The organism is Vibrio qingdaonensis, from assembly GCF_026191675.1.
Classification (GTDB): domain Bacteria; phylum Pseudomonadota; class Gammaproteobacteria; order Enterobacterales; family Vibrionaceae; genus Vibrio; species Vibrio qingdaonensis.
The window spans coordinates 1-1,684 of record NZ_JAKRRY010000105.1; the positions used below are offsets into that span (position 1 = coordinate 1).

At 52.3% G+C, this 1,684-nt stretch carries 1 rRNA gene; it reads left to right on the forward strand.

Annotation, left to right across the window (positions count from 1 at the left end):
* The first annotated feature begins 127 nt into the window (after window positions 1–127).
* Window positions 128–1,680, forward strand: a 16S ribosomal RNA gene (locus MD535_RS25455).
* Window positions 1,681–1,684 lie beyond the last annotated feature (4 nt).

Here is a 1,684-nt window from a genome sequence, read left to right on the forward strand (position 1 = left end):
TCGCTTACTGTCACACAGTCAAAATTCATTATCGTTCTGTTGGAACGATAATAGCTTTAAAATTACTTCTTACTTTTTAAGTAAGGGACAGTTTTGAAGTCAGTATTCATTGAGCCGACAAAATCTTAAATTGAAGAGTTTGATCATGGCTCAGATTGAACGCTGGCGGCAGGCCTAACACATGCAAGTCGAGCGGAAACGACAACATTGACCCTTCGGGTGATTTGTTGGGCGTCGAGCGGCGGACGGGTGAGTAATGCCTGGGAAATTGCCCTGATGTGGGGGATAACCATTGGAAACGATGGCTAATACCGCATAATGCCTTCGGGCCAAAGAGGGGGACCTTCGGGCCTCTCGCGTCAGGATATGCCCAGGTGGGATTAGCTAGTTGGTGAGGTAATGGCTCACCAAGGCGACGATCCCTAGCTGGTCTGAGAGGATGATCAGCCACACTGGAACTGAGACACGGTCCAGACTCCTACGGGAGGCAGCAGTGGGGAATATTGCACAATGGGCGCAAGCCTGATGCAGCCATGCCGCGTGTATGAAGAAGGCCTTCGGGTTGTAAAGTACTTTCAGCAGTGAGGAAGGTTCATACGTTAATAGCGTATGGATTTGACGTTAGCTGCAGAAGAAGCACCGGCTAACTCCGTGCCAGCAGCCGCGGTAATACGGAGGGTGCGAGCGTTAATCGGAATTACTGGGCGTAAAGCGCATGCAGGTGGTTCGTTAAGTCAGATGTGAAAGCCCGAGGCTCAACCTCGGAACTGCATTTGAAACTGGCGGACTAGAGTACTGTAGAGGGGGGTAGAATTTCAGGTGTAGCGGTGAAATGCGTAGAGATCTGAAGGAATACCAGTGGCGAAGGCGGCCCCCTGGACAGATACTGACACTCAGATGCGAAAGCGTGGGGAGCAAACAGGATTAGATACCCTGGTAGTCCACGCCGTAAACGATGTCTACTTGGAGGTTGTGGCCTTGAGCCGTGGCTTTCGGAGCTAACGCGTTAAGTAGACCGCCTGGGGAGTACGGTCGCAAGATTAAAACTCAAATGAATTGACGGGGGCCCGCACAAGCGGTGGAGCATGTGGTTTAATTCGATGCAACGCGAAGAACCTTACCTACTCTTGACATCTAGAGAAGCCAGCGGAGACGCAGGTGTGCCTTCGGGAACTCTAAGACAGGTGCTGCATGGCTGTCGTCAGCTCGTGTTGTGAAATGTTGGGTTAAGTCCCGCAACGAGCGCAACCCTTATCCTTGTTTGCCAGCACATAATGGTGGGAACTCCAGGGAGACTGCCGGTGATAAACCGGAGGAAGGTGGGGACGACGTCAAGTCATCATGGCCCTTACGAGTAGGGCTACACACGTGCTACAATGGCGCATACAGAGGGCAGCAAGCTAGCGATAGTGAGCGAATCCCAAAAAGTGCGTCGTAGTCCGGATTGGAGTCTGCAACTCGACTCCATGAAGTCGGAATCGCTAGTAATCGTGGATCAGAATGCCACGGTGAATACGTTCCCGGGCCTTGTACACACCGCCCGTCACACCATGGGAGTGGGCTGCAAAAGAAGTGGGTAGTTTAACCTTCGGGAGGACGCTCACCACTTTGTGGTTCATGACTGGGGTGAAGTCGTAACAAGGTAGCCCTAGGGGAACCTGGGGCTGGATCACCTCCTTATACG